This is a genomic window from uncultured Gemella sp., assembly GCF_963515875.1.
GTDB lineage: Bacteria > Bacillota > Bacilli > Staphylococcales > Gemellaceae > Gemella.
The window spans coordinates 53,134-78,932 of sequence record NZ_CAUPZX010000005.1; the positions used below are offsets into that span (position 1 = coordinate 53,134).

At 28.3% G+C, this 25,799-nt stretch carries 22 protein-coding genes and 1 pseudogene; all 23 read right to left on the minus strand.

The genetic code is table 11. The features are described from left to right. Nucleotides 1-10: 10 nt before the first annotated feature. Nucleotides 11-1,297 (minus strand): asparagine--tRNA ligase, encoded by a 1,287-nt coding sequence (gene asnS / locus RWL85_RS02040; protein WP_314084312.1) that lies wholly within the window; start codon nt 1,295-1,297, stop codon nt 11-13. A 127-nt stretch (nt 1,298-1,424) separates the two neighbouring features. Further along, a complete protein-coding gene (locus tag RWL85_RS02045) occupies nt 1,425-3,275 on the minus strand; it encodes an exonuclease domain-containing protein (RefSeq protein WP_314084314.1) in 1,851 nt (616 codons plus the stop codon). Between the two features lie 28 nt (nt 3,276-3,303). Next, nucleotides 3,304-4,464, minus strand: coding sequence for a CCA tRNA nucleotidyltransferase (locus RWL85_RS02050; protein ID WP_314084316.1), 1,161 nt, complete (start codon nt 4,462-4,464; stop codon nt 3,304-3,306). Between the two features lie 60 nt (nt 4,465-4,524). Next, nucleotides 4,525-5,709 (minus strand): acetate kinase, encoded by a 1,185-nt coding sequence (locus RWL85_RS02055; RefSeq protein ID WP_314084317.1) that lies wholly within the window; start codon nt 5,707-5,709, stop codon nt 4,525-4,527. Nucleotides 5,710-5,916: 207 nt separating this feature from the next. Continuing rightward, nucleotides 5,917-6,927: a hypothetical protein gene (locus RWL85_RS02060; protein ID WP_314084319.1), complete on the minus strand. Its 1,011-nt coding sequence runs from the start codon at nt 6,925-6,927 to the stop codon at nt 5,917-5,919. 156 nt (nt 6,928-7,083) lie between these two features. Further along, on the minus strand, nt 7,084-8,178 hold the full coding sequence (gene glf, locus RWL85_RS02065) for a UDP-galactopyranose mutase (RefSeq protein ID WP_314084322.1): 1,095 nt from the start codon (nt 8,176-8,178) through the stop codon (nt 7,084-7,086). A 115-nt stretch (nt 8,179-8,293) separates the two neighbouring features. Continuing rightward, complete coding sequence (locus RWL85_RS02070; RefSeq protein ID WP_314084325.1) at nt 8,294-9,019, minus strand: CpsB/CapC family capsule biosynthesis tyrosine phosphatase; 726 nt, start codon at nt 9,017-9,019, stop codon at nt 8,294-8,296. A gap of 18 nt (nt 9,020-9,037) precedes the next feature. Next, nucleotides 9,038-10,489 (minus strand): LCP family protein, encoded by a 1,452-nt coding sequence (locus RWL85_RS02075; RefSeq protein ID WP_314084328.1) that lies wholly within the window; start codon nt 10,487-10,489, stop codon nt 9,038-9,040. 212 nt (nt 10,490-10,701) lie between these two features. Further along, nucleotides 10,702-11,811: a glycosyltransferase gene (locus RWL85_RS02080; protein WP_314084330.1), complete on the minus strand. Its 1,110-nt coding sequence runs from the start codon at nt 11,809-11,811 to the stop codon at nt 10,702-10,704. Next, nucleotides 11,812-13,365, minus strand: a complete 1,554-nt coding sequence (locus tag RWL85_RS02085) for a hypothetical protein (protein ID WP_314084331.1) — start codon at nt 13,363-13,365, stop codon at nt 11,812-11,814. It abuts the gene before it with no gap. A gap of 9 nt (nt 13,366-13,374) precedes the next feature. Continuing rightward, nucleotides 13,375-14,340 (minus strand): capsular polysaccharide synthesis protein, encoded by a 966-nt coding sequence (locus RWL85_RS02090; RefSeq protein ID WP_314084332.1) that lies wholly within the window; start codon nt 14,338-14,340, stop codon nt 13,375-13,377. A gap of 2 nt (nt 14,341-14,342) precedes the next feature. Continuing rightward, complete coding sequence (locus RWL85_RS02095; RefSeq protein ID WP_314084333.1) at nt 14,343-15,338, minus strand: glycosyltransferase; 996 nt, start codon at nt 15,336-15,338, stop codon at nt 14,343-14,345. A gap of 1 nt (nt 15,339) precedes the next feature. After that, a complete protein-coding gene (locus RWL85_RS02100; protein ID WP_314084336.1) occupies nt 15,340-16,314 on the minus strand; it encodes a glycosyltransferase family 2 protein in 975 nt (324 codons plus the stop codon). Continuing rightward, nucleotides 16,311-17,306: a glycosyltransferase gene (locus RWL85_RS02105; RefSeq protein WP_314084339.1), complete on the minus strand. Its 996-nt coding sequence runs from the start codon at nt 17,304-17,306 to the stop codon at nt 16,311-16,313. Before RWL85_RS02105 ends, RWL85_RS02100 begins: the two co-directional genes overlap by 4 nt. A 1-nt stretch (nt 17,307) precedes the next feature. Continuing rightward, nucleotides 17,308-18,294 carry a glycosyltransferase family 2 protein gene (locus RWL85_RS02110; protein WP_314084344.1) on the minus strand — a complete coding sequence of 329 codons (987 nt, stop codon included), beginning with the start codon at nt 18,292-18,294 and terminating at the stop codon, nt 17,308-17,310. Between the two features lie 15 nt (nt 18,295-18,309). After that, nucleotides 18,310-19,278 (minus strand): annotated as a pseudogene (locus RWL85_RS02115) (glycosyltransferase family 2 protein). A 25-nt stretch (nt 19,279-19,303) separates the two neighbouring features. Further along, nucleotides 19,304-20,284, minus strand: coding sequence for a glycosyltransferase family 2 protein (locus RWL85_RS02120; RefSeq protein WP_314084347.1), 981 nt, complete (start codon nt 20,282-20,284; stop codon nt 19,304-19,306). A gap of 21 nt (nt 20,285-20,305) precedes the next feature. Further along, a complete protein-coding gene (locus RWL85_RS02125) occupies nt 20,306-21,388 on the minus strand; it encodes a glycosyltransferase (RefSeq protein ID WP_314084349.1) in 1,083 nt (360 codons plus the stop codon). An 11-nt stretch (nt 21,389-21,399) separates the two neighbouring features. Beyond that, entirely contained in the window at nt 21,400-22,215 is an 816-nt protein-coding gene (locus tag RWL85_RS02130) for a glycosyltransferase (RefSeq protein WP_314084352.1), read from the minus strand. 10 nt (nt 22,216-22,225) lie between these two features. Beyond that, nucleotides 22,226-23,332, minus strand: coding sequence for an EpsG family protein (locus tag RWL85_RS02135; RefSeq protein WP_314084354.1), 1,107 nt, complete (start codon nt 23,330-23,332; stop codon nt 22,226-22,228). Nucleotides 23,333-23,369: 37 nt separating this feature from the next. Then, the gene (locus tag RWL85_RS02140; RefSeq protein WP_314084356.1) at nt 23,370-24,029 is read right to left on the minus strand and encodes a CpsD/CapB family tyrosine-protein kinase; all 660 of its coding nucleotides are present in this window, start codon (nt 24,027-24,029) and stop codon (nt 23,370-23,372) included. Between the two features lie 4 nt (nt 24,030-24,033). Beyond that, nucleotides 24,034-24,723: a hypothetical protein gene (locus RWL85_RS02145; protein WP_314084359.1), complete on the minus strand. Its 690-nt coding sequence runs from the start codon at nt 24,721-24,723 to the stop codon at nt 24,034-24,036. Nucleotides 24,724-24,755: 32 nt separating this feature from the next. Continuing rightward, complete coding sequence (locus tag RWL85_RS02150) at nt 24,756-25,349, minus strand: sugar transferase (RefSeq protein ID WP_314084361.1); 594 nt, start codon at nt 25,347-25,349, stop codon at nt 24,756-24,758. Between the last annotated feature and the right edge of the window lie 450 nt (nt 25,350-25,799).

A 25,799-nucleotide genomic window follows, 5' to 3' on the forward strand; every position in this document is an offset into this window, starting at 1 on the left:
TTTGAAACTCCTAAGGTGTAAGTCTGTTTAAAAGACGAGGGAATGGTGCAGTTTCACGAACATGACCATTACCAGTAATCCAAGCCACAGTTCTTTCTAAACCAAGACCAAATCCTGCATGTTCAACAGAACCATATTTACGTAAATCTAAATACCAACCATAAGCATCAAGATTTAAATCATGTTTTTTAATGTTTTCTAACAATGTATCGTAATCATCAATACGTTGAGAACCACCGATAATTTCTCCGTATCCTTCTGGAGCTATTAAATCAGCACATAATACAACACCAGGTTCATTTGGATCTTCAATCATGTAAAATGGTTTAATATCTAATGGCCAATGTGTAATAAATACAGGTTTATTATAGCTGTTAGCGATGAAAGTTTCATGAGGTGAACCGAAATCATCACCATATTCAATATCATCAAAACCATTTTCTTTTAATAATTTAATAGCATCTTTATATTTAATACGTGGGAACTCTCCTCTTGCATTATTTAGAGCTTCTACATCACGTCCTAGAACTTTTAGTTGTTCTTGACATTTTTCTAGCACATCAGTTAATAAATGATTTACAAATGCTTCTTGTAAAGCTAAACTTTCATCATGATTACAGAATGCCATCTCAGCTTCAATCATCCAGAACTCGATTAAGTGACGACGAGTCTTAGATTTTTCAGCTCTGAACGTAGGACCAAATGAAAATACTTTTCCAAAAGCCATTGCAGTTGCTTCTAAGTACAATTGTCCAGATTGAGAAAGATATGCTTCTTCATCGAAATATTTAGTATTAAATAATTCTGTAGTTCCTTCAGGAGCTGATGATGTTAAAATTGGTGGATCTGTTTTTAAGAAACCTTCTTTTTCAAAGAAATCATAAGTTGATTTAATAATTTGATTTCTAATTGTTAAAATAGCATGTTGCTTCTTAGAGCGAATCCATATATGACGATTGTCTGCTAAAAATTCTACTCCATGTTCTTTTGGAGTTATTGGATAATCGATTGCTTCAGAAATCACTTCGAAATCTTCAATTTCTAATTCAATTCCTGATAATTCTCTATCATTTTCTTTAATTAAACCTGTTACTTTTAATGAAGTTTCTTGTGGTAAATGGCGTAATTGTTGATACTTATCCTCACCTAATGCTTCTTTTAAAGCTATTGCTTGGATAAAGCCAGCTCCATATCTTAATTGGAAAAATGCAATTTTACCACTACTTCTCTTGTTAGCAATCCATGCACCAAGAGTTACTTTTTGACCTAGTTGTTCTTTTAAATTGTTAATGTTCAACTTTAAGTCCCTCCTAATTTTTATAATTATTATATTCGATATTTATTATGTTCGTAGTTATATAAAAACTATTTATATTATATCATATTTTTAGTAATTTTTTAATTAACTATACTTATTTTTAAAGTTAATGTTCTAAATCACGAAATACAACAATACTATCAAAAATATCTCTTAAATAGTACCTATATTCAAGTATATCTTTTGTTGCGTAACATCTACAAGATAGTTTATTATTTTTTATAACTTCAGTATATAATTCTTTAAAATTATCTTTTATCGAAAAATTAAAGTATTTAATATAACTTTTTTTCTCTCGTTTTGTAAAGTATATGTCTTTATATTTATTACTCTCAAAAATAAACAATACTGTACCCAGAGTCTTTGTATTTAATAATTCTTCATCACCATTACAATATATAAATTTAATCTTAGAATTTAAATTTATATATTTGTGATTTTTAGAGTGAATCACATTAATTAAACCTTTTACCTTTTTATCATCGACAACTGTTAGTTTTAAACTATTTTCTTGATCTAAAACTACAAACTTATAAGTATTTTTAGAATTAGTTAAGACACTACGTAGTTTTTTTATGAATTTATATGAAATCGGTAATTCTTTATGATAAATTTTAATATCATTTAAAATAGCATCAACATCTTGAATAATGAAAGATAAACTATCATTGTATAAAAACAGACTTTCCGAAATATACATTTCATGTAAAAATTTCACCAAACCATCTATATTATTTCTTAATATTTTTATGTTTTTATCTTTTAAATTTTTCGAAACAGCAACATTTAATTCAACTATGACATTCTTATAAAAATAGTCTTTAGTATTTTTAGAATCTAATTCACGTCCTAAAATTCTCTTATTCTCAAAGATAAAAGTATAATTTTTTAAATTTTTATTCTCTATTAGATACTCTATGGAATCATAATTTGTAACAATATTTTCCGAGTGCAATGCGGCTTTATTTTTCTCATCAAAATAATACGATTTTGAACTTATAGAAACGGCATTTTTTATGCTTTCAATGTATTGTTTTTCTAAATAAAATAGATTTAATTCACAAAAATCTCCAGTTTGTGTTTCTAATACCCATACATATAATTTAATTAATAATTTATCTAAATTAAGATCTTCTTTTTTGGGAAACAGAGTAAATATGTTTAACGGTACGTAATTACTTTTTTTCTTTAAAATTGTATAATTAGCAACTTTAAATTTTCGTATATACTCTTTCTCATCGATAGAAGAAAATATTATGTACTTTTTAAGATAATTTTCCATACTTATAGTGTAAGATACTTTTTTAAAGGCAACATCTTGAAATATTAAATAATTGTTAGTAATAGACATATTATCTTTGAAGTTTTTTTTACAAAATTTTGCAAATCTATATGTACTAAAATTGATTTTTTCAAGAAGCTCTTCTATTTTTTTATAGTTATAGCTGTTCAAATTAGCTATTTTGTATGCAATTGCTTCTAATAATTTAACTGTTACTTTTACATCAATAGCTGCATTGTGAAATCCTTCTCCGGAATAAAGGCTAAGAGAATTTGATAAATCTGATAGTTTATAACTTACTTGCGATGGCATAAATAATCTAGCTAGCTCGACAGTATCTAAAGACAACTTTGCCTTGTACATAATTCCAACATCGTGAAATCTCTTTTTTAGAATTATATAATCTGAAGCTAGTCCATGACAAACTAGTATATCATCTTTAATAAAATCATATAATTTGACAGCTACATCTTCAAAGTACGGTTTATCCCTAAGCATTTCATTACTTATTCCAGTAAGTTCCGTAACAAATGAAGATACTTCTTTTTTCGGTTGTATATAATAATTAATTGACTCTAGTTCTTTAAAAGTATCGTCAAGTTTTGTTGCTGAAAATTGAATAATCTCTTTGTCTTCAGTTAATTCAATATCAACGATACAAAATAATCTATTCATAAATTCTCTCACCTCACTTTCTAGTTATTTATATATTATCTCTCATTTTTTCTAAAAAATCTAGTATATTATCCCTATTATTAACTAAACCATTAACTAAGATTTCATATTCGAGCAAAGTAACCAGTTCTCTAATCCACGGTCCAGGTTTTCTATTAATAAATGCTATAATTTCTTCAGACGTAATATCAATATCATTTAACGATGTAATTGCTAATTTAACTTTATTGATTTCAGATATATCTCTAAATTTAAAATAACTACAAATAAACCTAACATTGTCAATATCATACTTATATAAAATAATTTCTAATGGATTGTTATTTTTAAACTCATTTCTAATTTTTTCATATTCTTTAACTAATTTAAGTTCCTTATTAGATAATTTTAATTTCTTTAGCTCGTCAGTAGAAATTTTGTTTAGAGTAGATAGAATATACAAGCTTTGACAAAAAGTGTATTTAGAAAAATCTTCAATAACTGTTATGTCTTTTATGAACGGTATATAACTATTAAGCGTGCTATCTATCATTAATTGCATACTATTATTGTTTCCTTTACCCTCTAATAATTTTCTAAATTCATTAACAATTCTCTCAATAGATACATATTCAATTAGTTTAGCATTGTTTTTTATTGCCATTATAGTATTACTATCAATATCAAATCCTAATTTTGAAGAAAAACGAAAAGCCCTCAACATTCTTAAAGCATCCTCAAAGAATCTTTCATTTGGATCATTAACAGTTTTAATAATTTTATTATTTAAATCGACTTCACCATTATGAAAATCAAATAGTTTCCCCTTTGAATCTAGTGCCATAGCATTTATAGTAAAATCTCGTCTATCTAAGTCCTCTTTTAAATCACTAACAAATTCAACCTTATCTGGTGCTCTATGATTGACATATTCGTCTTCTTTTCTAAATGTTGTGACTTCGTAGCTTTCACCATTTACTAATATTGTAACTGTTCCATGTTGAATTCCAGTATCAATACTTTTACGAAATATATTTTTTACTTGTTCAGGTAAGGCATTCGTTGTAATATCGATGTCTGAAAAATCTTTGCCTAAAAGAAAATCTCTTACACAACCACCGACAAAATAAGCTTCAAATCCATTTTTATTAAAAGTCTTAAGAATATTTATAGCATCTTTAAATTTATAATTAAAGTTTTCTAAATTCATATTGTCCTTTCAAATAGAAAAGGACTGGTACAATACCCAGCCCTTTAAAGTTTTTTGATATTATTTAGATAAGTTATAAGTATCTCTAGCAATCATAACCTCTTCGTCAGTTGGGATTACAAATGCTTTAACTTTAGATTCAGCTGTTGAAATTTCAGCCACTTTTCCACGAACATTATTTTTCTCTTTATCGATTTGAACGCCTAAGAAAGTTAATCCTTCTAATACTTCTTCACGTACCCATGTAGCATTTTCACCTACACCAGCAGTAAATACGATAGCATCAACTCCATTCATAGCTGCAGCATACGCACCAACGTATTGTTTAATTCTGTTGATATAAACATCAATAGCTTCTGCACAGTGTGGATTAGTATCTCTAGCTCCTTCTACATCACGTAAGTCAGAAGAAAGGGCAGATACACCTTTAAGTCCTGATTCAAAGTTAAAAATACGAACGATTTCTTCAAGAGATAGTCCAGTTTTTTGAGCAATATAAGGAATTGTAGCTGGATCGATATCTCCAGTTCTAGTTCCCATTACTAATCCTGACAATGGTGTGAATCCCATTGATGTATCAAAAGATTTACCATTTTTAATAGCACAAATTGAAGCACCGTTACCAATGTGGCATGAAATAGTTTTTAATTCTTTTGGATCTTTACCAAGAATTTCTGCAACTTTTTCACCAATATATCTGTGGCTTGTTCCGTGTGCACCGTATTTACGAACTCCGTGTTTTTCATAGAATTCTCTTGGCACAGCGTACATGTAAGTTGATTTTGGCATACTTTGGTGGAATGCTGTATCAAATGTTAATACGTTAGGTACTCCTGGTAATTCTTTTTGGAATGAACGAACACCTTTAATGTTTGCTGGGTTGTGTAAAGGCGCTAAGTCTTCAATAGAATCAACTTTCGCTAATTCTTCATCAGTAACTAAAACAGATGCATCGTAGAATTCACCACCATGAACTACACGGTGTCCAACTCCTTCAATTTCTTTTACATCTTTTACAATTCCTAATTTAGTTAATTTTTCAAGTAACATTTCAATAGCGATATCATGGTTAGGAATATCTAATGTTTCTTTATTTTTTTCTCCGTTGAACTCGATAGTAAATACACTGTTATCAATACCGATTCTTTCAACTAATCCTTTTGTAATAACTGTTTCTTCAGGCATTTCAAATAATTGAAATTTTAAAGATGAACTTCCTGAGTTAATAGCTAAAATCTTTGTCATAAGTATAAATCTCCTCTTACTCTATTTGCATTATATTTACTATTATCTCATTAATTATAATTAATTACAAGTGTTATTTAAAATTTTTTATAAAATAATTTATAAAAAAACTGATAACAAGAATACGTTATCTATATCTCAGTTATCAGTTTTATATGTTTGTATATTTTTTTTATGAATATAAAAATATTTTAGTTAGTATATTTTTTATGATGTGAAAGTGCCGCTTACAACATACCAACTTCCTCGCTCATTGTGTTCTAATTGGCCACGACCGTTAACTCTATATTTACCAACAACATCACCGTTGCGTTTCAGATTAACATAAGCTAAATGATCACTACCTAACCAAACATCATAAGAAAAGTCATAAGTTGATGAATTTCTCGAATAATTTTTAATATACATCGCTCTCGCCCAATCACCGACTTGTACATCTGATAATTCCTTAGTATCAATCGAGCTATCTTCTCTCAAAACTTTTATTCCTGATGAGGAGTTACTATCTCTAAAACTATCTTTAGATTTTTCATTTAGACCTCTTACAGTATATGAGCGTTTAAACTCACCTTTTAATTCAAGTTTCTTTGCTTCAGCAGATGTTTTACTCAAACTAATAGTTACCTCAACTTTTTCACCATTTCTTAAATTATTAGTTTTACTAAATGTAATCGATGGTTCTTGAAGAAATTGTGTTACAGATGAATCATCTGATTTTACTGTTGGAATTTTTTTTATATCAGCTGCCGCTGTTCCATCACCATCTGAACCATAAGGTTTAAATTCAATTTCATATTGACTTAAATCCACTATCGCTTTGCTATTCAAATAATACTTTGTATAACCGAAGTAACCGGATATCGCTAATAGCCCTATTATAAAGAAACTAATAAGAAATAATAATCCTGTTTTTTTCCTAGGTTCTTTATACTCTTCATATTCAAATTCTTGATTATTATAATTTTGATTATAGTATTCTTGACCATTTTGTTGGTATTGACCATTATCATAATAATTACTATTTTGATATGTATTATTCATATTTTGATTAGGATATTCATTATAATTCCAATTATTATTTTCATAATTGCCGTTAGGATAGTTATTATAATTTTGGTTATTATTACCATAATTCATTTCATTGTAATTTTGATTTTGATAATCATCGTAATTATATCCATTACTTTGATGATTATTTTGATTATTATTTTTTCCCATATTATTTCCTACTACTTCCTTAATTAATTGTAAATATTATTAATGTATTAAACTTATTAATAATATTATCACAGATAACAGGTATTTACTATAAAAAATAATCTATTTGATCATAAAAATTATATCTAATCTACGTTAATTATGTATAATAGATTGCTAACTCAATTCTTCTTTTACTACATTAAGAGCCCTCTCTATTACTACATGCATATCGTAATATTTATAGTCTGCAAGACGACCACAAAAGATTACGTCTTTACCTTTTGCTTCTTCTAAATATTTTTGATAAATTCCATTATTTTTAGCGTCATTTATTGGATAGTATGGTTCATCGCCACGTTTCCAATCTACTGAGTATTCACGTGTAATAACCGTTTTTTCTTGAGTACCCTTTTCAAAATGTTTGTGCTCTATAATACGAGTAAAAGGTACTTCAAGTTCTGTATAGTTTACTACTGCATTACCTTGGTAATTCTCTTCATTTAGTACTTCATGTTCAAAGCGAAGACTCCTATATTCTAATTCTCCATATTTATAATCAAAATACTGATCAATCATTCCCGTAAATACTACTTTTTTTGCACATTTTTCTAATTCTTTACGATTTTTGAAAAAGTCCACATTTAATTCTACTTCGATTCCTTTAAGCATATTTTCGATAATAACATTGTATCCACCGATTGGAATACCTTGATATCTATCGTTAAAGTAATTGTTATCAAATGTGAAGCGTACAGGAAGACGTTTGATAATAAATGGTGGTAGTTCCGTAGCACTTCGTCCCCATTGTTTTTCTGTATAACCTTTAATTAATGTTTCGTATACGTCAGTACCAATAAGCTTAATCGCTTGTTCTTCTAAGTTTTTAGGTTCACTATCTTGCAGATGGGCTGTTTGTTCAGCGATTTTTGCTTTTACCTCAGCAGGAGTCTTAGTTCCCCATAATCCGTAGAAAGTGTTCATGTTGAAAGGTAGATTGTATAATTTACCTCTATAGTTTGCTACTGGTGAGTTAATATAATTGTTAAACTCAGCGAATTGATTCACATAATCCCATATTTCTTTGTTAGAAGTATGGAAAATATGAGCACCATATTTGTGAACATTGATTCCCTCAACATTTTCACAATAGATATTCCCACCAATATGGTCGCGTTTATCTATTACTTTTACTTTTTTTCCTTGTTTGGTTGCTTCATGTGCAAAGATCGCACCTGACAATCCAGCCCCAACTATTAAATAATCGTACATTGCTTCCTCCTTTTATATTTCATATCTAATAAGAATTTTTCACCATTTTATTCTTAAAAAATGTACATATATTATAGAAAAGTTTGGTAGATAAGATATAAATTTTTACTTTTTTCTAGATAATTTTATTCATTAACAATTTTTCTTGATTCTCCTCAAATAATTCAAGAGCCTTTGATAAACCATACTTACTTTTAATTTGTTCAAATGCTTCTCTCATATAAGTTCTTCTTGTTTTCATATTATGCATGTCACTAGCGATAAAATGAACTAGATTTTTGTCCAAATACTTTTTAGCTCTTTTTTTAAAATGTTTGTGTTTATCTCTAATTAGTTTAGTTTTCAATACACTCTCAGCATTTACTTGAATGTACACTCCCATATTAATTAATTTTTGGATACCATCTTCATCAACATTTATATACCTTTCAACATGAGCAATTACAGGTGTTATACCAAGAAATAAAATCTTACTGAGAGCCCTATTAATCTCTTTATATCTCATCTCATAAGGAAATTCAACAAGAATATAATCGGTACCTGCCAATGTAGGATGTATTTTATTTTCGATATTTTCAATTTCGTCATCTTTATAAAAGATTTCACTTCCTAAATATATCTTCAAATCATCAGCAACCTCTTTAGCAATTTCCTCTACTCTTTTAAAATTTTCAATAATTATTCCTAAATCAGTTTCAAACATCCCCTGTCTTCTGTGTGGTGTCGCAATAATTCCTTTTACCCCCTGGTTATAACTTTCTTCTAATAAATCCCTTGTATCATTTTCATTTTTAGCTCCATCATCAACTCCAAAAATTATGTGAGAATGAATATCTATCATCTTTTTCTTCTCCTCCAACTACTTTCCTTCAATTACATCTCTAATGTTTTCCTTAACTTCATTTAAACTTTGTTCATTAATTTCTGTCATGTATAGATTTGCTCCCGGCATAGCGTATGAAGGTAATCCCATACTTCCCTTGCCTGTAAGAGCTTGAGAAGCAACACTAAATTCTTTACCAGAATTAAGCTGTTCATTCGCTAATTTATTTGCTGTCTCTATAGGCATATTTGTTTGAACAGATTTACTAATCTTATTTATAATGGTCTTATAATTAGTCAAGCCTTCTTTAGTAGTAAGCTTTTTAATGATTGCAGCTATAACTTTTTCTTGGTTCTTACCACGATCATTATCTCCATCGGCTAAACTATATCTTTCACGAACAAAGGTAAGCGCCTTATCGGCATCCAAATGAACAAGTCCTGAATTAAAATTATACTTACCAGCAGAAAAGGCTTGATCATTATAAACATCAACTCCCCCCACTGTATCTATCAATTCTAAAAATGATGTAAAATTAAGCCTTGCATAATAATCTAACTTTATATCATATAAATTTTCTAATGTATGAATTGATGAGTCAACACCATAAAGACCAGCATGAGTTAGTTTATCAAATTCATTATTACCACCATCAGCAATTTTTACATATGAATCCCGTGGAGTTGTAGTCAATAAAACTTTACCAGTTTCTTTATTTATTGTTAATATTATATTAACATCAGAGCGACTTACACTAGATATAGGTCCATATGTATCAATTCCACTCACGTAAATATTAAAAACTTTATCAGCATTTCTATTTCCTTTTGAATTTATTGATTTTCTAATTTTGAATTCATATATTTTTTTTGTTTTTTCTTTAAAATCTGAATGTTGTTTAATAATATAATCTTCAAAAGAACTATTAAGAATCATCGCTCTTGTAGAACCAGATAACAACGCTTCATACGCTGTAATATAATTTCTAGTTTCTTTTAAGTCAACTGTTTGCTTTTTCTTTTCTCGAATTTCTTTCATCAGTTTATTAATATTTTCACCATCACTAGAAACTGGTGCAGCCACAGACTCTCCTTGTAAATCAGATAATTTACTTGCTTTATCATCTTTCAATACAATTATACTCAAAGTATACTCATTAAATTCTGCATTATTATTTAAATTTTCAAATAATCCAACAGCTGTTTTAAACTGAACATACGAGAAGATCAAAATAATATTCATTATTATTAACATTACAGTATTAAACACTTTGGCTTTTTTCTTAATTATTAGAAACACCGAAACTATAATCGAAATCATAATGACAATTATAATTCCAAAATTAATTCCTCTGAAATTTAAAAAGTCATATTTAAACATTGTCCATCCAACTAATACCCCTAAAACTACTAAAAGAGTAGTTAATATAGAGTTTACAACATCGAAATTACTTATGGTTTTTTTTCTTTTTTTATATCTTTTTTTCATCATTTTCCTCACTATTAATAATTTGTATCTTAATTTAATTATACAACAATTCCTTTAATATTTAAACATAACTAAATTCTTATATTTCGAATTTGGGTTAGTTTCAAGACCATAACATTAACAGCTTTATAATTTAAAAAAAGCTATACCACATTAGAATAGCATAGCTTAAATAATATATTCCATATAAACAGTTGTACACTAGAATATTATTACTGTTCAAATAGCTTCTCTAGCTGTCTAGTAGCAGACTTAATCTCATAACCGCTTTCACTGATTTTCTTATATATATTCTCTCTGTCTAATATACGCCCCTCTCTAACAGAAAGAATCTTAGCTGCCCAAAGCTTCCATTCATCTTTTAATGACAAGCTATTATCATAATTTTCTAAGATTTTAGCATCCGGTAAGTGACTTGCTGTTACAACTGGTAATCCATTCGCCTGTGCTTCTACTAATACGATTGGTAATCCTTCAAAGTTAGATGGAAAGAAAAATACGTCTAATAAATTTAGCATTTCTCCAACGTTGCTTTTTAAACCAGTAAAAATCACCTTATCTTCAACACCATATTCTTTAGCGAAATTTTCCAAGAATGTCGTATCCCCTTTTCCAATAAAAACTAAGCGAGAATTAGGTTCTTTCTTCACTAATTCAGAAAATACTTTAACACAAAAACTTTGGTTTTTCTGTTTTTCATACAAACGAGAAACTTGTCCAACTATAAGGCAATCTTCTGGAATATTATATTCTTTTCTCAGTTTCTCACGTACATTTTCGTTATATAAAAATTGTTCTACCTCTATCGCATTATTAATAACTAATGCTTTTTTTCTTTCCTTGCCGTGATAAAAATGATTTGCAGCTTCTACTCCGCATGCCCAAAAATCTGTTGCAAATTTTCCAACAAATAGACGATTTATCGGATGTATAAATCGATAAAACTTGTCAGCGGTTGCACAGTGTCCGTGTACAATTCTTTTTTTGATACCATATTTTTTAGCAAGTTTTAAAAATTCAAGATGTGTTAATCCATTCTGATTTGACCATAGTATATCATATCGATGAGCATTTTTTCTAAAGAATTTATCCCATTCCTTCAACGCCTGTTTGATATTTGGCCTTAATTTAGGAATTCTATGAAACACTATAGGATTTTTACATAATTTCTTAAAATGATCACTAAAATCAACATCTTCTGGACCTTGAAGTAAAAATTCAAATTCAAATTCATCAGTATTTATATTATTGTAAAAATCTACAACAATCTTTTCTAATCCACCAATATCGGGAATTAACCCACATACCAAGACTCTTTTCATTTATTTTCTCCTTAATCTATTTAAAAATATTATCCTTCTAATCATATATAAAAATAATTTACTAACCTCGTGATTCCTATATATATACATATAAATACTAAAAATACCTAGATATAGAAATATTTTCATTATTACACTAGTAATAAAAACTAATTTTGAAAAAACAAAAATATCTAATAGGACAGCACATATAACACTAGAGGCAAATATTGTGAAATGCTTAAACATCATCATAAAATAATTCTTTGAAGACGATTTTATTCCATATTTAAATGCACTATATGGTTCATACCATGTACAAGTTAGTAACGTTGAACCTATAGTTCCTAGTAAAATTCCGGCTACGCCCAAATTTAAAACTACTAAAAAATAAAGTGAAAGAACTATATTAATTAAAATTTCTGCAATAACTTTTTTATTTTGCTCGTAACTTAATCCATATACCGAAATTAATGTCAAATTCGGTTGTCTATAAGAAGTAAGGAAAAAATTAATAACAATTACTATCTCAATCCATCTACTAAAAGAAAAATCCTCTCCTAACCAAATTGTCATAAATGGGTGTACGAAAAATAAATATCCCATACTCGCAAAATATATCAAACTAAAAGCAATAAACTGGTATTTTTTTAAAAAATTAGATTTAGCTTCTGTTGTTGTATCATCAGAGTGGATTAAATTTCCGACTGAAGACGTTATCGAACCCATAACAGTATTAATTAGCATTGATACAAATCCTAAAACATAAGTGTAATTCCCATAGATACCTATTGCGGATAAACTGATAAACTTTGCCATCAAAATACTATCAGTTTGAAATACAACTTTTGCACCAATACTTCCTAGAGTATTTCCTTTAATATTTCTAATAAACTTATCTCTTTCATCTTTGTTAATAGGACTAGCTTCTTCATTATTCAAATAACTATATAAACGATCTACCACATATGATATTATGAAATTACCTATAATATTTAAAACCGTTTCTATTAATAAATAAAAAATAAAGTTTTTAGTAAGAACTATTACTCCTATTTGTAAAAATACTCGAAGTGTATTTAAGGCAAAGTTAATTAAGTTTATAACATAGTTTCGCTGATCAACATATAGCAATGTTCGTTTGTAAGAGAAAAAATAACCAGACGCTGAATTAAATACAAATATAAAATAAATCCAGTATAATTCGCTATCAATCGTATAATCCTTAATCATATACGGAAGAAATAATGATAATATTGCTCCAAATATAAAAATAGCAATTCCAATAATTACATATAACTTTTTAAATAAAACCATAAAGGCTTTAATTTTCCCATGTTCTTCTCGAGCTAACGGACCATATAGCGCATAACTCATTGCTTCAGCTATTCCTAATTCTGCTAATGATAAAATAGAAATTAAACTCATTAAATAACTACTCAAACCTAAATATGTAACACCAAGAATATTCACAAAGACAGTACGATTAATAAAACCAATGAGTACTGAAAAAGGTTGGAGTACGAGCGCTATACTAGTATTTAAAGTGACAAATTCTGTTCTACTTCTTTTCATAAATTTCCTCTATTCATTTAATTCTCCATAAAATAGTTTATATAGATAAGATTGTGGAATTAATTCCTCTGGACAAATTTTATATGTAGTTTTCATAATCGGTGTTGTTTTTAACACTTCCTCCCATTCATGTTTATGAAATATCTCATTTGCATTATCTCTTAAAAACCACACCCTCTCAGCTGGTGCCAAAACTGGTAATTCATCTACTAGGGCTTTGAATTCATCATTTAATTCATACTCAGATAAAATAAAATAATCCATCATCAAATAATGAATAAAAACAGGATATTTACGAACAAAATAGATATATAATTCGCAAATATGTTTAAAATAAGTTTTATATTTATTTCCAGCTAATAGGAATCCTGACCACTTAAATTCACCAACTGTTCTTTCTATATTGCTATCACATAATGGAGGATGTTTCAAGCTGAAAAATTCTCCTTCAAACATTTCTAATGTTGCATAAGGAGATACAAATAATGTTGCATCCATCCAAATCCCACCATATTGATAAAGTAAACTAAATCGAACAATATCAGAATAGTGAGCAGCCTTTAATTCTCTTCTCTTATATTTTTCAGTAATATCGTTTGGAACATTGACATATTTATGAAGATTTTCATCTGTTAACATATGAAATTCACAGCCATTTCTTTTTGCGAAATTTTTTATTGTTTTCATTGAGGCTCTTACCGTTTCTGGAATTTTTTCCTCTCCTTGCTGCCACATTGTCCAAATAATTTTTGGGGATTCTGGAGCAACTTCTTCTATCTCATCGTTCATCTCGCATATATGTGCTTCTTTTCTTAAGTTAAATACAAAATTCAAAAGAACCTTTTTACTAAAATCATAATATTTACTATCTGATTGTTGTGTATAGTAATACGCAAGTGTTAATTTAGGACCATAGTATCTAAAAATCTGTTGGTATCGAAATACTTTTTCGAGTATTGATTGTATCTTCAACATTCTTAACGTTTCCCTTCACATTTTTCTAATGCTATTTTTAGATAATATCCATTACGAATATTATCCCCTATTTTTTTACTATTTCTTATCAATACTTCGTACTCATCATTACTAATAGAGTCTAAACGTTCTGCAATCTCAAATAAAGAATCCACTAATATTCCGCAATTATTTTTTGTCACGAAGTCACTAAGAGCGGACTGTCTCCACACAATAATTGGAAATCCAGAAGCTAAATAGAGCGATGCTTTATGCGGATTATTCATTTTTAAATATTCTCCAAACATTCCACTACAAGTATAAGGACTATCCCCATCCCATACTAAACCAAAACCACCTTCTAAATAATATGGAAGTTCTTCAGGAGAAAAAGCTCCATTATAATGAACATTTTGAGGAAGGTTATCTTCTTCAAAGTTAATCCCATAAATTGAAAATTTTGGATTATCAGGTAATTGTCTTGCATATTTTGCTTTTTTTATATCAAAATTTCCTGCTAATAACACGGTACTCTTCTCATACGTTTTTTTCACTTCATAACAAGGAATCAGATAATCAAATATTTCTAATGAAATAATCTTTTTCTCTGGTATTCCCAATTGAACAAGTACATCTTTCATCTTATCATTATGTGCAATGATTCCATCAACTCTTTCCAGTACCGTCTTATTTTGTAAAAAATTAAGAATTGCATATTTAACATCTTGGAATGATTTAATAGATCTGTTTCTTAGCGATTCAATATCATGGATAAGAAGATAAGCTTTGAATTTACGTTTTTTTAATAATTTCGTTAAAATTAACACTTTTAACGAATGCCATAATAATGGAAACTGTAAAACTAGTACATCATTTTCAGTCAATGTAATAGAATTTGAATCATTATTTTGAAAAAAAGGATGATACTCTGCTTCTATCATTATTTTTTCAGCATCTAATCTAGCTTTAGATCCTGCATGTTTTTCGTATGCATAATCTTCCTTTAAGTAATATTTCATACTACTTCATTCCTTTCCATAAACCTTTTATAAAATATTTTTCCACCCTCCACTGAATCGCACCTGCAACTCTAGAAATAAAAACAATATTTTGAGGGAAAAAGTGATATGCTCGCATTACCAATGAACGGCTCGAAGCTCCTGCATACCGATTCAAATATTCTACATATTTTTCTTTATAAGGATTCCCCTCAAATATGTGATAATCAACAACATGCATCAAAACTAAATGGAATAAGCGACGACGAATATACGAAAGAGAATATGTATCACCTTGATATAATTGCTCCAACTTATCACAAATCGTAAATAAATCTAAATTTTTTATATTAAATTCTCGATTCATAATACTGCCTTGTCTCACACGATAATAATAACCAATATAATTGATTTTCACCATTTTACGAATATTTTTTAAAATTCCAATACCTCCATAAACATCTTCGTAAAATAAACCTTCTAAAAATGGAAAATTGATTATTACTTGTCTTCGAAAAAGTTTAGCGACCGCATTCAAACGGACAATATTATCTCTGCATAAAGAAACTAAAGCTTCTTTAGAGTTCCCTTGAAAAATAATTTTCACATTTTTGGGTGTTGTTAACCCTAATTCTTGTTTTTCGTTCGTATACCAACACTCAACAATATCAATATCTTCGGAAGTCATTTGTTTTATCAATTGCTCCAACATATCCTCCTTAAGTACATCATCACTATCAACAAATGAAATAAATTCTCCCTTAGATTCAAGCATTCCACGATTACGTGCTCCACTTAGCCCTTTATTTTCTTGATTAACCAACTTAAAACGGCTATCCTTCTCGCAATATTGTTCACAAATTTCTTTTGATCTATCAGTTGATCCATCATTAACTAAAATCACTTCAATATCTGAATATGTTTGTTTCTGAATACTTTCCAAACATTCTTCTAAATATTCCTCAACATTATACACTGGTACAATAACACTAATCATACATTACCTCTAACTTTATCTTTTACGAATTTTGCTACAGAATTATATCTTAAATATAATGGAAAAGTAACTCTTGTAAAATACTTAGGAGAACATAAATACCATCTTAATACTCTACAACTTCTTAGAACTTCATGTGATTTTTTGGCAATATTAGCAAATTTAGCAATATAGTCTTGGTATATATTATAATATATGTGATCAGGTTGTATTCTATAAAAAAGAACATGTTGAGAAATTACTAAAAATAAATACTTACTAAGTTCCGAAACTATTATATCATTTTTGAATTCTTCTAACAGTGAATCACATATTTTAAAGATATCAAGATTTTTCTCACTATATTTTTTTCTCATAATACTACCTGAGCGAATTCTATAATAATACCCAATCGTATCAAGAACAATCATTTTACGAATATATTTCAAAGTAACAATTCCTGTATAAAAATCTTCATAAATTAAACCTTTCAAAAAAGGTACCTGTTCTAGAATTCTTCGTCTATATAATTTATCCCATGCAAAATACGTAACTCCTCTATAATTTAGACAACTCGCTATAGCTTCAGATGAATTTCCTTGAAATACAATGTTAGGGCTTGTTTGCAGTATTAAATCCTCTTTATTTGTTGAATGATTGCATCCCACAATATCTACATCATCTTTCATAAAAGATAATAAAGTTTCTAATATATCAACTTTAATCACATCATCACTGTCTACAAAGTATATATACTCCCCTATAGATTCTCTTACTCCAACATTTCGTGCCTCACTTAATCCTTGATTCTCTTGATTAATTAACTTGAATCGATTATCTTGACGACAATATTTCTCACAAATTTCTTTTGAATTATCCGTCGAACCATCATTTACTAATATCACTTCAATATCAGTATAAGTTTGATGCTTAATACTTTCTAAACATTCTTCCAGATACTCTTCAACATTATAAACAGGTACAATTACACTAATCAATTTATGAACATCCATTTTATTCTCCTTTAATCACTAATGCTTTTAGATGTTTCAGCCTTCCCCATGTTTTATATACAAATGGAAAAGTGTATCGAAGATATAAACTAGGTGCTAATTTATACATTCTTATCATTTTACTACTCCTTGCTACTTCAGGAGATTCTTCCACAATTGCGACATACTGTTTCAATTTTTCATCATACATCGATTGGTATGGATTAATCTTTTCAGTGAAATAATTATGATGAGTCGTTACAATTTGCACTAAAAACTTCCCTATATAGGGTAATAATTTTTTATCCGAAGAGAACAATTCAACTAATTTATCACTACTAATAAAAACATCTAAATTTTTCTCAGAAAATTTTCTATGCATAGTGCTGTTTGGACGTTCTCTATAATGGTATCCCACATAATCAATTTTCACCATTTTACGAATAAATTTTAGAGTTCCTACTCCATGATAAATATCTTCAAAAATAACACCATTTAAAAATGGAAAATTTTCTAATAAACTTCGTCGATATAATTTGACAACCGGACTATATGATAACCCGTAATTACAAGATTCTATAATTGACTCTTCCGAATTTCCTTCAAAAACTATTTGAATATTCTCTTCTTGGCTAAGTTTATTAAAAACACTTCTAACAGCCCTATATTCACATTCAACCAAATCAATTTCTTCAGTCATGTAACGATTTAAAATTTCAACATATTTTGAAGAAATAACATCATCACTATCCACAAAAGTTATATATTCTCCAGTAGAAACAGATACTCCATTATTTCTTGCAGCACTTTGTCCTTGGTTTTCTTGATTAATCAACTTAAACCTACTATCCATCTGGCAATAACTCTCACATATTTCTTTTGAACCATCAGTAGATCCATCATTTACTAATATCACTTCAATATCCGTATAAGTTTGTTTCTGAATACTTTCTAGACATTCTTCTAAATATTCCTCTACGTTATAAACGGGTACGATTATACTAATCATAAATTCTCCTTAAATTTAATTTTTTAAATTATTTATAATAGATACATATTTTAAGTACAGGATAAAAATATATCTTGAAAAACATTTTGGAAATCTTAAATACCATCTCAAAACTCTACAACTTTTAAGAACGTCTGGTGATTGTTTTGCATAGTTTGCATATTTCTCAATATGATTCATATACGTTTTATAATCAGAATGTCCTTGTTGAATTTTAAAGTTAACGAGATATTCTATTGTTATTAAAAAGTTAAATCTACCAATATATGGCAATAACTTATGAGTACTAAATTCTTCCAATAATAAATCACATATTTTAAATACATCAAGATTATTTTTACTATATTCTTTTCCTGTAATACTACCTGAACGTATTCTATAATAATACCCAATTGTACTAATAACAACAATATTACGAATATACTTTAAATTAGCCATTCCAGTATAAATGTCTTCATAAATAAGACCTTTTGGGAATTGCACTGCTTCTACAATGTTTCTTCTATAAAGTTTAGACCATGCAGTAAACTTAACAGCTGCAGAGCCATAATGTAAACAATTAAATATCGCATCAAAAGAATTTCCCTTAAATACAATATTAGGATTTGTTTGAAGTCCTAAATCTTCTTTCTTAGAAGAATAATTACAACCCACAATATCTACATCATCTATCATAAAAAGCATTAAAGTTTCTAAAATATTAACTTTAATCACATCGTCACTATCTACAAAGAATATATATTCTCCCATAGATGCTCTAACTCCCACATTACGTGCTTCACTTAATCCCTGGTTTTCTTGATTAATCAATTTAAAACGACTATCTTTTTCGCAATATCTCTCACATATTTCTTTTGAACCATCAGTAGATCCATCATTTACTAATATCACTTCAATATCCGTATAAGTTTACTTTCGTATACTATCTAGACATTCTTCTAAATATTCTTCTACATTATACACAGGTACGATTACACTAATCATAAATTAATTTCCTTCTCATTTACTATTATTCTTCTACCTCTACTTCTTTAACACCATTTTTTAACTTCCAAAGAAAATTATAAATTGGAAAAATTACCGAATTATAATATTTTGGACTTATATTATACAACTTTATAAAACGTGTATTTTTAGCCAATTCAGGATTTTTCTTCGTTAAGTTTACATACTCAGCTAGTTTCTGGTTATAAAATTTTGCGTATGGATTACCTCTTTTGATGTCACTCTGATAATGCATCGTTGCTTTATGAACTAAAAAACTCCCAATATAAGGAAGAACTTCTTCTCTATCAGAGTACAAATCAACTAGCTTATCACAAACTGTAAATACATCTAATTTTTTTTCATTAAAATCTTGATGCATCGTACTAGCCTGATGCTGACGATAATAATAACCAACATAATCGATTTTAATGATTTTTCGAATATATTTTAACATTCCAATTCCACAATAAATATCTTCAAATATTAATCCTTCTGGATATGGAACCGATTCAACAATTTCTCTCTTATAGAGCTTTGTAACGGGATTAACACTTAAAACATGATTAGGAAAAAATTTTACAGCTTCTTGAGAATTACCTTCAAATAGAATCGTTGTTTCTTTAGAATTTTCAATAAGGAAATCATTTTTAGATACGGTAAAATTACTTTCAACAATATCTACCTCTTCAGTCATATATTGCATTAACTTTTCTAAATAGTTCGTTTTAATAATATCATCGCTATCTACAAATGCAATATACTCGCCTTTTGAAGCTGTTACACCAACATTTCTTGCAACACTTTGCCCTTGATTTATTTGATTAATTAAATGAAAACGACTATCCTCTTCGCAATATCGTTCACAAATAGTTTTAGAACTATCAGTAGATCCATCGTTTACCAATATAACCTCGATATCTTTGTAACTTTGATTCTGGATGCTATTTAGACATTCATCTAGATACTTTTCTACATTATAAATTGGAACAATTACACTAATCATAAGTTTTTTCCTTTCAAAATATTATCGAATATGATTCAAACCTTTTTTATAAAAATCTTTTAACTGTTGAATATTCTCATCAATATCAAATCGTAATAATTCTTTCCAAAACGTTCTTTCGCTCGTTAATATAGGTGAGTTTTCTATATAGGCTTTCCAGCTTCCCTTTTCCAAAGGAAGAGCAGTACAAAGTTTATCTACTATTTGAGTAGTTGTATCAATCGTGTCATTCATAATTACATTTACACCTGCACACTGTGCTTCAACTAAGACCATCGGAAAGCCTTCAAATAAAGAAGGAAAAGCAAAAACATCAAAGGCTGAATAAAACTTATATACATCATTTCTGTTCCCTGTAAATATGATATTCTTCATACCTATACATTTTTCTTCCAACTTCGAACGATTCGGACCTTCTCCAACTAAAAGAAAAGTAACATTTGGTAACTCTTTAGCAATCTCAATTAGAAAACTCTGATTTTTTCTTTCATCTAAAATTCCTACCATTCCAACTACTTTTTGATTTTCATGAATTGAAAATTCCTTTCTAATTTCTTCTCTATAATTAGAAGAAAATTTAAACTTTTCTATCTGAATCGCATTAGGAATAATTTTAAAAGATTTCTTGCCGAAAATTTTTTCTCCTGCCAATTGTCCACAAGAAATTCGATGAGTTGCATTTTTTAAGGCTAGAGAAACTAATGCTCTATTTCGAATACTCTTTGCCCAAGTATCTGAAAATTGACTATTATGATTATGATAAATACGAACTGAAACACCATTTACTTTTGCATAGTAGTTATGGATAAAAGCTGTAATTGGGTTATCAACATGTAGAATATCAATAGTTTTAGTTTTATAAAACTTTCTACATTCCCTAAAATAATCTAGAACTTTTGACATCTTCAATTCAGGAAATACTACTCTTTCAAATCCATTTTCATCCAAATATTGATTAAATGGAAAATGTGCATCTCCATTCGATTCGGCTACTATATATTCAAATTCCTCATCATCTTTTTGAATATGATTTTTGATAAAGCTTTGGACTCCTGTCGCACTTCCGTCAACCGCACCTAAAACATGCATTACACGATATTTCATTCTATCACCTCTTATACCTTTTCTCTCATTTTTCTCTTATATATCCATTTTCTAACTTGATTTGGTAAGATTCTAATTACATTTCGAAGAAAAACATTTCTAATAAATTGGAAGAGATTAATGTCACCTCTACGATAAAAATCTAATTGAAGACAAAAATCAGTTTTTATATATAAGAGACCACCTCTTCGTAAGTAAGTAGAATCATTTGTTTGCATAACTACCAATGGCTCTTGAATGTTAAAAAAATCCTTTGTTGGATTGTCGTGTAGTAATCTCATTACTAAATCATAATCTTCTAAATAGCGAACTTTTCTATAATTTCCCGCTTTTAATATATAATCCTTCTTCATCATACTAGAAGGGTTATTAAAAGGATTTCTCATTTTAGAATACTTACGAATTTCAGAAGTAGTTTCGGGTACTTTCTTTAATACCGTGAATTCTGTATTCTTTTCTAAAATATTAGAACCTACCATAATCAAATTAGGATTACTTTCGAAAGCTTTTAATTGTTTTTCAAATCTTGTATCTAAACAATAATCATCACTATCAATTCTAGCTATCAATTCTGTTCGGCATTTTTTAACACCAAATCGTGATGTAGGTCCAGAACCCAAATTATATGGTAATCTGTATACCGATAAGATTGGGATACTCACTTCTAAACTCTCAATTTCCTTATCTAATTCCTCAGTTAATTCCCCATCACAAACTAAAACAATCTCCTTAGGTTTTATAGTTTGATTATACGAGGATAATAAACTTTTCCTTAAATTTTCAGGTTTTTCCCTTTTGTAGACTGTTATTAAAACTGAAAACTCCACGAAACTCCTCCTAAAATTTTTTTCCAATAAGCCAATCCGAAATAACTGATCGATATGGGACAACATTATACCATTCAGGTTTTAAATAAACTATTACAGAGAATAACAACCCATATATTATTATTATAGTATAAAATAATATCCACTGAATTCTTTTTTCCCTTATTTTACTAATAAACATAGGTACATATAAAGCCATAAATGGTGCAAAATAATAACCGAATCTTTCTAACAGACTAGTCTGTAATGTGAAAATTGTAAATATTAAATAAAAGAAAAATAAGTTTTTTATATACTCTTCTGTAGCTGTTAATTTAGATTTTCTTAATATCAGCTCCCCTATAACAAATAAAAAAGTACAAACTATCGTAAGACCTAACGGTCCAAACTTATAACTCTCTAAAAACCAAGTCGTTTCTAAATATGAAGAATACTGAGGAAAGACCTTAAGATATACTTCAGATAAAATTTTTAGAAAAGGAAAGGATATAATAGATATAATTAATATATATTTATATGAAGCTGAAGTTAGTCGTATTTTTTTTAATATTAAAAATAAAACGCAAATAACACCTGCTGTATGAAACAATGGTACCAGTGCTAAGCACACGATCCCTCTTATATATTTACGTTTATCAAGAAATCTAAAGCTCAATAGAGCAATAGCTATAGATAAACCTTGTCTAATATTAGAAAATGAGTAAAACATCATACCCAACGAACTAAAATATATTACTAAACTCAGAAAGATATTCTCAGAATAATTCCAAAAAATATAAAACCAAATAAATAAAGTTATTGCAGCAAATGAAAACAGCAATATAGTGTAATGTTCAGAAACAGAACTTAAAAAATTATCAAAAAGAATATACCCAATTTCAAAACGAGATTTAAATATATTTGAAAATTCCGGTATCTCTAATGCTCTAGTTCGAAATATATGTACATAAATAATTAAATCAGATCCAACAGAAAATTTTCTAAATCCATCAACCACTAAGAACAAAATAAAAGTAGGAATTGCTAGTATTTTTATTTGTTCTCTTTTATCTTCTAAGTAATAATACATCGAAGATAAAGCCACAAGGTATATAAAAATAAAAAGATACGTTAACATCCCTACTCCTTTCTAATATATTTCATATATAATTTTATTATTTGTAATTATAGTAGTAATAGTTATTTTCATTTAAATCAAGTTTATTAGCTACAACACCTAAAAAGTTAGCCCCCACGTTATCAAGTCTTTTTCTCGCTTCAATAAGTTGATTACGTTTACAAACTTTCATATCTACTACTAATAATGTAGCATCCGCTACTCGTGATAAAATTTGCGCATCTGTTGCTGCAAGTAAAGGAGGTGTGTCTATAATGATATAATCATAGTTATCTACACAAGTCCCTAATATTTCTTCCATCACGCTACTTGTTAACATTTCTGCCGGATTTGGTGGAACTGGTCCTGATGTTAACACATCTAATTCAACATCATCAAAAGTTAGATGATTAATGGCATCCTCACTTATTTGACCTAATAATAATTTACTCAATCCAGTTTTATTTCTTTTTTCTATCAATTTATGCTGCGTTGGCTTTCTCATATCAGCATCTATTAAGATGACTTTTTTACCTTGTTGTGCCAGTACTGCTGAAAGATTAAGGCTTATCTCACTTTTTCCTTCATTAGGATTCGCACTAGTCACAACAATTATTTTTATATTTTTTCCAAAGTTTGAAAATTGAATGTTACTTCGCAAAGTCCTAAAAGATTCTGAAGCAACAGATTTACTATTATGAATAACTTCTATATACATACTTTTACCTTCTTCCCCTATCTTTTATAATTGGAATCATTCCTAAGACTGAACTACCTGCTAATTCCTCTATATCATCAAGAGAATCTATTGAATCATTCATAATATAACGAATAAACAATATATTAACTCCTATAAACGTAAACGCAATAAATGCAATTAACATATTTTTCCACAAGACAGGATAAACTGGATTAGGGTTCCCTTGAAGATCTGTTACTACTGATAAATCATCTCTACCTATTTTTTCAGCAGCAAAAGATTTATATTCATCTGAATATTTCTTTATATAACGTTCTGCTAGATCCCTATCTGTAGCTCTAACTGTTAATGTCATTAATTGGGATCCAGAATCATTTGTAAGTTCAACATCTTTAATTTGACTAATTTCTTTTGTAGTTAGATCTAATGATTCATTAGTCATATTCCTAACATTAGGCAATTTTGCAATTTCAAGGTAAGTTTTTGCTTGTCTTTGAAGTAAATCAATTGAAGTTAACGCACGAGAATCATCATTTATAACATTTGAACTTTTCATAATCAATGTAGATGATACACTGTAAACAGGTGAAATACAAAATACTGTATATGCAGTCACTACTGCCACTCCACTAAATATGAATATTAATAAAATCAATAGTTTCTTTTTGATAAAACTTAATATTCTCGAGATATTATTATTTAATAAAAACATTTTTTCCTCCTTATTTTATTATATGTTCTTAATTATCTAGCTCCATCTCCTGTAAAAACAACAATGATTGTTTTTAGTAGAATTAATAAATCTAATTTAAACCCTTCATTTTCTATATAATACTTATCTAATACTAACTTCTCTTTCGGAGTTAATGAATAGCCACCATTAACCTGTGCCCACCCCGTAATTCCTGGTTTTACCACTAAACGATCGTTAAAATCTGGTATATCTTTTAGAAATTCCTTGACAAATTCTGGTCTCTCAGGTCTTGGACCAATAAATGACATATCTCTTTTTAAAATATTAACCAGTTGAGGTAATTCATCTATTCGAGTATTTCGAATGATGCCCCCCACTTTGGTAATACGATCATCATTTTCGCTCGCCCATTTATGGCCATCCTTTTCTGCATCAATATACATTGAACGAAGCTTATATATTTTAAAAATTCGTCCATTTAGTCCTACTCTTTCTTGAGTATAGAATGGATTAGCACGTATCTCTATAACAATAGCAATACATGCAAGCATAATGATAGGAATAACAAGTATTAACAATAAAAAACTTAAAATAAATTCAATGAAACTTTTAATATTGTTATAAAATTTCACTTTTCTTTTCATTAACAAAAGTAAGTTTACTGATATACTATAGATTTTATAATTAAGTTAGTTATTTTTCTATTTGTTATGCTAAATCTATTATACATCTATAGCAAACTTAATACAAGTTAAATTAAAACTTTACAAACATGTTAATTTATCAACTTAACTAGTATAAATTATATTTACTTTCATTATTCTCCTTTCTATAAACAATAATGTTCTATAATTATCTAGAATTTATAATATATAATCAATTCTTATATATCTTTATTTGTATATTCATATCTTAATAAAGCAACTTTAAATATACTTAATATACTACTTTATTTAATTTACTATATACAATTTCATTTTAACTCTAACGATATAATAAATATTTTTATAAATAACAATAAAATTTTTATAAAAATTTTATTGTTCACACACACAATTATATTTCTGTTTGTTATACAAATCTCCGAGATATCG

What these genes read in the sequence shown, in the direction of transcription:
- RWL85_RS02045 (WP_314084314.1), bottom strand. Translation starts at nt 3,275, where the DNA reads ATGAATAGATTATTTTGTATCGTTGATATTGAATTAACTGAAGACAAA.
- RWL85_RS02050 (WP_314084316.1), bottom strand. Translation starts at nt 4,464, where the DNA reads ATGAATTTAGAAAACTTTAATTATAAATTTAAAGATGCTATAAATATT.
- RWL85_RS02055 (WP_314084317.1), bottom strand. Translation starts at nt 5,709, where the DNA reads ATGACAAAGATTTTAGCTATTAACTCAGGAAGTTCATCTTTAAAATTT.
- RWL85_RS02060 (WP_314084319.1), bottom strand. Translation starts at nt 6,927, where the DNA reads ATGGGAAAAAATAATAATCAAAATAATCATCAAAGTAATGGATATAAT.
- glf (WP_314084322.1), bottom strand. Translation starts at nt 8,178, where the DNA reads ATGTACGATTATTTAATAGTTGGGGCTGGATTGTCAGGTGCGATCTTT.
- RWL85_RS02070 (WP_314084325.1), bottom strand. Translation starts at nt 9,019, where the DNA reads ATGATAGATATTCATTCTCACATAATTTTTGGAGTTGATGATGGAGCT.
- RWL85_RS02075 (WP_314084328.1), bottom strand. Translation starts at nt 10,489, where the DNA reads ATGAAAAAAAGATATAAAAAAAGAAAAAAAACCATAAGTAATTTCGAT.
- RWL85_RS02080 (WP_314084330.1), bottom strand. Translation starts at nt 11,811, where the DNA reads ATGAAAAGAGTCTTGGTATGTGGGTTAATTCCCGATATTGGTGGATTA.
- RWL85_RS02085 (WP_314084331.1), bottom strand. Translation starts at nt 13,365, where the DNA reads ATGAAAAGAAGTAGAACAGAATTTGTCACTTTAAATACTAGTATAGCG.
- RWL85_RS02090 (WP_314084332.1), bottom strand. Translation starts at nt 14,340, where the DNA reads ATGTTGAAGATACAATCAATACTCGAAAAAGTATTTCGATACCAACAG.
- RWL85_RS02095 (WP_314084333.1), bottom strand. Translation starts at nt 15,338, where the DNA reads ATGAAATATTACTTAAAGGAAGATTATGCATACGAAAAACATGCAGGA.
- RWL85_RS02100 (WP_314084336.1), bottom strand. Translation starts at nt 16,314, where the DNA reads ATGATTAGTGTTATTGTACCAGTGTATAATGTTGAGGAATATTTAGAA.
- RWL85_RS02105 (WP_314084339.1), bottom strand. Translation starts at nt 17,306, where the DNA reads ATGGATGTTCATAAATTGATTAGTGTAATTGTACCTGTTTATAATGTT.
- RWL85_RS02110 (WP_314084344.1), bottom strand. Translation starts at nt 18,294, where the DNA reads ATGATTAGTATAATCGTACCCGTTTATAACGTAGAGGAATATTTAGAA.
- RWL85_RS02120 (WP_314084347.1), bottom strand. Translation starts at nt 20,284, where the DNA reads ATGATTAGTGTAATTGTTCCAATTTATAATGTAGAAAAGTATCTAGAT.
- RWL85_RS02125 (WP_314084349.1), bottom strand. Translation starts at nt 21,388, where the DNA reads ATGAAATATCGTGTAATGCATGTTTTAGGTGCGGTTGACGGAAGTGCG.
- RWL85_RS02135 (WP_314084354.1), bottom strand. Translation starts at nt 23,332, where the DNA reads ATGTTAACGTATCTTTTTATTTTTATATACCTTGTGGCTTTATCTTCG.
- RWL85_RS02140 (WP_314084356.1), bottom strand. Translation starts at nt 24,029, where the DNA reads ATGTATATAGAAGTTATTCATAATAGTAAATCTGTTGCTTCAGAATCT.
- RWL85_RS02145 (WP_314084359.1), bottom strand. Translation starts at nt 24,723, where the DNA reads ATGTTTTTATTAAATAATAATATCTCGAGAATATTAAGTTTTATCAAA.
- RWL85_RS02150 (WP_314084361.1), bottom strand. Translation starts at nt 25,349, where the DNA reads ATGAAAAGAAAAGTGAAATTTTATAACAATATTAAAAGTTTCATTGAA.